At 32.3% G+C, this 5,451-nt stretch carries 8 protein-coding genes; 3 read left to right on the top strand and 5 right to left on the bottom strand.

Translation table 11 applies throughout. The annotated features are described in order from the left end of the window. Positions 1-306: hypothetical protein (locus tag DCO46_RS22085; protein WP_410503672.1), on the bottom strand; the 306-nt coding region annotated here is incomplete at its 3' end. A 33-nt stretch (positions 307-339) separates the two neighbouring features. Next, positions 340-747, bottom strand: a complete 408-nt coding sequence (locus DCO46_RS22090; protein ID WP_116754629.1) for a hypothetical protein — start codon at positions 745-747, stop codon at positions 340-342. A gap of 322 nt (positions 748-1,069) precedes the next feature. On the opposite strand from DCO46_RS22090, the gene DCO46_RS22095 reads away from it, so the two are divergent. Continuing rightward, positions 1,070-1,486, top strand: coding sequence for a DoxX family membrane protein (locus DCO46_RS22095; protein ID WP_116754630.1), 417 nt, complete (start codon positions 1,070-1,072; stop codon positions 1,484-1,486). 275 nt (positions 1,487-1,761) lie between these two features. After that, complete coding sequence (locus DCO46_RS22100; protein WP_116754631.1) at positions 1,762-2,046, top strand: hypothetical protein; 285 nt, start codon at positions 1,762-1,764, stop codon at positions 2,044-2,046. A gap of 160 nt (positions 2,047-2,206) precedes the next feature. Here the strand turns inward: DCO46_RS22100 and DCO46_RS22105 are convergent, their stop codons facing one another. Together DCO46_RS22105 and DCO46_RS22110 are read right to left on the bottom strand one after the other, a co-directional pair. After that, entirely contained in the window at positions 2,207-2,917 is a 711-nt protein-coding gene (locus tag DCO46_RS22105; RefSeq protein ID WP_116754632.1) for a LytR/AlgR family response regulator transcription factor, read from the bottom strand. Further along, positions 2,893-3,888: a sensor histidine kinase gene (locus DCO46_RS22110; RefSeq protein ID WP_116754633.1), complete on the bottom strand. Its 996-nt coding sequence runs from the start codon at positions 3,886-3,888 to the stop codon at positions 2,893-2,895. The genes DCO46_RS22105 and DCO46_RS22110 overlap by 25 nt, the downstream gene beginning before the upstream one ends. Before the next feature lie 185 nt (positions 3,889-4,073). Here DCO46_RS22110 and DCO46_RS22115 point away from each other — a divergent pair, with 185 nt between their 5' ends. Next, on the top strand, positions 4,074-4,286 hold the full coding sequence (locus DCO46_RS22115) for a hypothetical protein (RefSeq protein ID WP_116754634.1): 213 nt from the start codon (positions 4,074-4,076) through the stop codon (positions 4,284-4,286). Between the two features lie 408 nt (positions 4,287-4,694). Here DCO46_RS22115 and DCO46_RS22120 read toward each other — a convergent pair whose 3' ends face one another. Then, positions 4,695-5,060, bottom strand: coding sequence for a hypothetical protein (locus tag DCO46_RS22120; protein ID WP_116754635.1), 366 nt, complete (start codon positions 5,058-5,060; stop codon positions 4,695-4,697). Positions 5,061-5,451: the final 391 nt, after the last annotated feature.

Raw genomic sequence — 5,451 nt, forward strand, 5'->3', positions numbered from 1 at the left:
AGATTTTCCGGCTTCATCTCTTATATTCAAATATTGAAATACAGTAGCATTTTTGGGCTTAAAATACCAATAAGGGGTTACTTCCATTGCAAAGTTTTTAGGAATAGCTGTGCCGTTATTAGTCAGACTCATAATGCTGGCAGCAAATGCTTTTGGATTAGCGGGTCTGTCTATAGTACTTGGAGCTATATCAAGGATTTGAAAGCCGGGGGAATTAAGGTTTTTTAAATCTTTAAGTTCAACATTCTGCGCTTTAAGAGAAAATGTACTCCATAGCGCTGCTATTATTATGAGAAGATTTTTCATATAAATTATTATTTATCTGTTGAATATGATTTCTTATCTATTTAATAAATTAATTCTTTTGGTTGCAATTATGGTTTCTCCACTGCTGCTTTTCTTTTTTTCAGCAGGAAGTAACTCAAACGGATTTTTTTGATCTGATTCTCCGCCTTCTAAATAGTAATGGATCTGTAAGTTTTCAAAACAACTTGCCCAGGCAGATTTAGGAATTTTAGTTAGAACTATATCCGTTTCAATTTTTATAGTACCTCCGTCTAATTGTGACGCAAATCCCAAACTGGTTTTACTAATTAATCCGGCACCATTTGTTGAAGCACCTTTATTAAATATACTGCCATTAATAATCAATTTCACCTCAGTTACAGCAACACCATGTGTAGAAACTGTAACAGTTATAAAGATTTCTTTCTTCTCTTTTCCAATAAAGTAATTTTCTATTTCCATAAGTCCTAAGATTAAATTAATATATGCATTTTTTTTTTAATTTTTTCTTTAACATTTGTTGAACAAGATTACTAAAATTTCAAAAAACGATACCAAGTATTTATACGGTATTTTATTACAAAACATCCATAACTATTTTTGGTTGAGGGTTTTGCCGAATATATTAAACAAAACAGCCATTCATTTACTCTAGTTCTTGAAATATAACATGGAAATTAAATAATAGCTCCATGTCAACTTTGGAAAAGATATTTCAGTTACATACTTTAAATTTGAATAAGTTTGAGTAAGAATAATTTTAAAAGGTTAAACAAAAAAATATATGGAACACAATAACACATCAAAATTTCAAAATTTCGTTAGAATACTTCTCGGATTATTTATGATTATGGCAGCAATAGGTCATTTTACTTTTCAGCGGGATGATTTTCAGGCGCAGGTTCCGAATTGGGTTCCTCTTGATAAAGATTTGGTTGTAATACTTTCGGGAATTGTAGAAATAGTATTAGGACTGGCAATGGTATTTCTAACAAAGTACAAAGCTAAAGTTGGAATTGCACTCGCCATATTTTACGTTTTAGTTTTCCCCGGAAATATCGCACAATACGTAAACGGAACTCCCGCCTTCGGACTTGACACGGATCAGGCTCGTTTGATTCGATTACTTTTTCAGCCTGTTTTGATTTTTCTGGCTTTGTGGTCTACTGACTCACTTAGTATTTTGTTTAAAAAGAAATAATATAGACTCTAAAGAGCTAATTATTAGTAATTTTGTGTTCTAATAAATATTAGTTTAAAAAAATAAACACTTTTTAAATCTCATTAATTTATATTTTGTAAGTTTGAACTGACAAAACATTTTTTAAGGATTATATCCTGAGACTTTTTAAAGTTTATATAAGCGAAGCCCTCGTTCACGTTGCTGGAGCTAGTGATAGCCCTAATCTCATTCCTTAAGGAATGTTTTGTCACAACCGAAGATGAGGGTTTCGTGCGTTTTATTATTTTCAGAACATGACAAGAGAAAATCAAAAAACATCACATCGCGATGTAATGCCATCCGTGGCCAATTTCGTTTCAAACGTATGGTTTGAAGGAGAGTTTAAAGAACATCCTATTTACTTGCAGGAAATCTTCGAGTTACTGCTCGATACAGAGTATGGCAATGATCTCTATTTAAGGCAAAAAATGCTAAGCTGCCTTAGAACCAGTAGATATTTAGTAAAAACATTATCTCCATTTACAGATAAACAAATTGAAAAAGCTTGTGACAATGTAACAATGGTAAAAGCAATTTAGACTTTTGAATTTATAAAATAAAAGCTCCGCAATTAGCGGAGCTTTTTTGTTTTCTGTGTATTAATAACTTTACTTTTACGATTGAGACGCTCGTACTGGCGGAAAAAATAATTTCCGAAATTATCTCATTTTCTAATTTCCAAATTATCTAATTAACTTACTATTTAAAAAAACTATCCAATAAAATCTGATATTTCCGTCCAACCGGAATAATTTCATTATTGCACATCGTTAAACTTTTAAAAGTGACAGAGGTAATTTTACTCACATTTACAATATAAGAACGATGTACCTGTAGAAAATCGGTACAGTCAATTTCTGCAGAAATGCTTGCCAGCGAACCATAAATAATCATAGGGAGATTGTGTCTGGAACTGTAGAGTTTCATATAGTTGCCCAGACTTTCGATATAGATAATATCACTCAAAAGAATATCCGTCATTTGGCCGTTTACGCGGTGCGAAAGTACTTTTCCGTTAGAAGTGTTTTCTTTTTTGACGTTGTTTCCGGAGAAATAGATTTTAGCTTTTTCAATCGCTTTAGAGAATTTTTCAAACGAAATTGGTTTCAATAAATAATCGATAGCATCGTTCTGATAAGCCGAAAGTGCAAAATCAGAATAAGCCGTGGTAACAATTGTAAGCGGGCGGTTGGGCTGCAGTTCCATTAACTCGACACCCGAAATTACCGGCATATTAATGTCAAGAAAAATAATATCGTATTTGTTTTCATTCAGCATTTTAAGCGCTTCCATTCCGCTAAATGCACTTCCGGAATGTTCCAGATCGTCAAATTTTGCGATATGCGATGCCAGCGCCTTATGTGCCGGCGATTCATCATCAACTATCAGACAACGGTAGGTAAATTCCATATACTCAATTTTACGATAAAAGTATCTTTTTCTTTTTTACAGCTCAAATCGTGTTTTAAACCATAAACTTCCAGACGCCTTTTGAGGTTCTCAATTCCGATTCCCGTACCCGAAAGCCTCGAACCCGAAACGAGATAATTGTTCTTTAGGGTAAAAGTCAAATTTCGGCAATTTAATTTTAAATCCAGATGAATAAAAGGTTCCGGTTTTTCGGCAGAGAATTTAACGGCATTTTCTACCAATGGCAAAAAAAACAAAGGCGGAATCTCAAAATTCTCAAATGAACCCTGACAGTTTTGGGTAAAAACCAGCCTTTCGTTCCTGAATGTATAATAGTCTATATATTTCTTGATGAAATTGATTTCTTCGTTTACAAAAACAAAATCTTTTTTGGTGGCTTCAATCTGATAACGAAGCAAATCAGAAAGATTCAGGATTCTGTCCGGCAGTTTATCCGGTTCAGATAACGATTCTCCATAAAGGTTATTCATGGCATTTAATAAAAAATGCGGATTCAGCTGTTGTTTCAAAAACGAAAGTTCCGACTTAAAATTCATGATATCCTTGTTGGCCTGCATAATCTTTTTCGTAATCATGATATGAATGAAATAGAAAAACGTTCCGTTGATGATAAGCGATACAATTTGCAGGGTCTTTAAGTTTCCTAAACCCACATTTGGAAAAAACCAGTTCATAAAATAATAAAAACCAGTCCAGTAGATTATAAGTAACGTAAAAAACATTTTCAGTTTTTTGCGAAACAGAAAAGGCTTAATGATAAAAATATTAAAAAAGGTAATCCAGATAATGCAAGGAAAATAACCAACCGCAACTTTGCTGGCTATATAGGCCCAGTCGTGCCCGTCGAGGCTTATTTCGTCGTACACACAAGCCAGAATGACCAGGTAAACAAGCGTGTTTACGATGAGGTTTCGTAGAAAAAAATTCTGATAAATTTTGGCAATTGTCATAGCGGCAAAAATAATCTAATATTATAGTTTATAGCTATTTGAAGAAAGGAATTTATACAAACGCCATTCGTATAAATCATACGCCATTGGAATAAAAATACTATTATAATAAAGATGTCTGATTTACTTTTGATGTCGTTTATCAAAAACAGAATTTAGGTTTTTACAATTTAAAACAGAGAATTATGATTGTCGAGATTTTTAAAACGAATGTGCAGAAAACAACAGAAACCAATTATATTATTGCCGTAATAAAAAGAGCGTTTCCCACTTATGTGGTCAACTTTGATTTAGAAGATTGTGATAAAATCCTGCGTGTAGAAGGTGTAGAACTGCAATGTGACAATATTATTGATTATGTAAATTGCCTCGGATATACCTGCATCCGCTTAGAATAACAATTTCTGCTTTGCAAAACAGGTATAAATACGTAGCTGTATTTACTTTTTTTGAAGGTATTTTTGCATGATAATTTTACTAAAATAATTTACTCAAAATGATAAGTTTCATTCTTTCATTGTTCGTTTTGCTTTTAGATCTGTTTAGTTAGTTTAACGGTTTAGAATTGCATTAGCTTAGAGAATCACCCAGTTTGTCATTTGAAAATAAAAAATTTCATTGGCTAAGATAATCACCCTCAGTTTGTCATCCTGAGGAACGAAGGATCACACTAGAAACTCCACAAAGTGAAGACACAGGGCGGCGCGAGCATCTCGTTTGTGAACGCAATCAAAATAAAATCGTAGCTATTTTTGTTAATCACTTAAAATGCGCTCACGAGCTAGACGCTCAAATCAACGCAGAAACTAGTAGCAATTGCATTTATAATCAATTATATATTTATGAAATCTTTCACCATAAGAATTTGAATCTCCATAACTTCCATATTGAAAATTTCCCCAATTCATATTTGGTATTCCACAAAAAATATAAGTATTCGTTTGATAGCTATATTCATTTTTTTTAATTTCTGCTACAACATAAGTTTTATATTGATATTCGTATGCTGTTACTTTATAAAGCCAGCTTGAATCCAAAACATAATTACTAATTGTTCCTTTTAGATAACCTTTAGAGACTATGAAATTTAATAAATCATTACAGCTGACCTCTTGAGAATATAGATTTATACTTGTCGCATAAAATGCAATAATTATAATTATTTTTTTCATATCAAATTGTTTATTTTATTTCATAATTGCTTTTTGAAAGCAAATAAGTAAAGACCATATGGTACTAGTTATATGCGTAATTCCGAAATCTGTTAATGCCCCCGCTCGTGACTGCTATGCGTTCACGAGTGGGGGGATTAACTAAATTATCAAATAGATATGATTTTATTTTGATTGCGTTCACAAGCGAGACGCGCGAGCGAGCACAGGCACGTATTCAAAATCCTTGCTATTGTTGTTTTTTTATTAAAAAATAACATAAACATTATTTTAATTGTTTTATTGAAAAAACGACTTTTTTATTAGTTCAATAGTTTTATATAAAGAGAAAGTAGTTAATCCAATAAGCCCTATTTCGACAAAAATAAAAATAGTATTTAGAGGATTAAAA

It is taken from the genome of Flavobacterium sp. HTF, assembly GCF_003105115.1.
GTDB lineage: Bacteria > Bacteroidota > Bacteroidia > Flavobacteriales > Flavobacteriaceae > Flavobacterium.

Bases quoted from the DNA above. Each gene is read 5' to 3' on its own strand.
- DCO46_RS22090 (WP_116754629.1), bottom strand. From the start codon at position 747: ATGGAAATAGAAAATTACTTTATTGGAAAAGAGAAGAAAGAAATCTTT.
- DCO46_RS22095 (WP_116754630.1), top strand. From the start codon at position 1,070: ATGGAACACAATAACACATCAAAATTTCAAAATTTCGTTAGAATACTT.
- DCO46_RS22100 (WP_116754631.1), top strand. From the start codon at position 1,762: ATGACAAGAGAAAATCAAAAAACATCACATCGCGATGTAATGCCATCC.
- DCO46_RS22105 (WP_116754632.1), bottom strand. From the start codon at position 2,917: ATGGAATTTACCTACCGTTGTCTGATAGTTGATGATGAATCGCCGGCA.
- DCO46_RS22110 (WP_116754633.1), bottom strand. From the start codon at position 3,888: ATGACAATTGCCAAAATTTATCAGAATTTTTTTCTACGAAACCTCATC.
- DCO46_RS22115 (WP_116754634.1), top strand. From the start codon at position 4,074: ATGATTGTCGAGATTTTTAAAACGAATGTGCAGAAAACAACAGAAACC.
- DCO46_RS22120 (WP_116754635.1), bottom strand. From the start codon at position 5,060: ATGAAAAAAATAATTATAATTATTGCATTTTATGCGACAAGTATAAAT.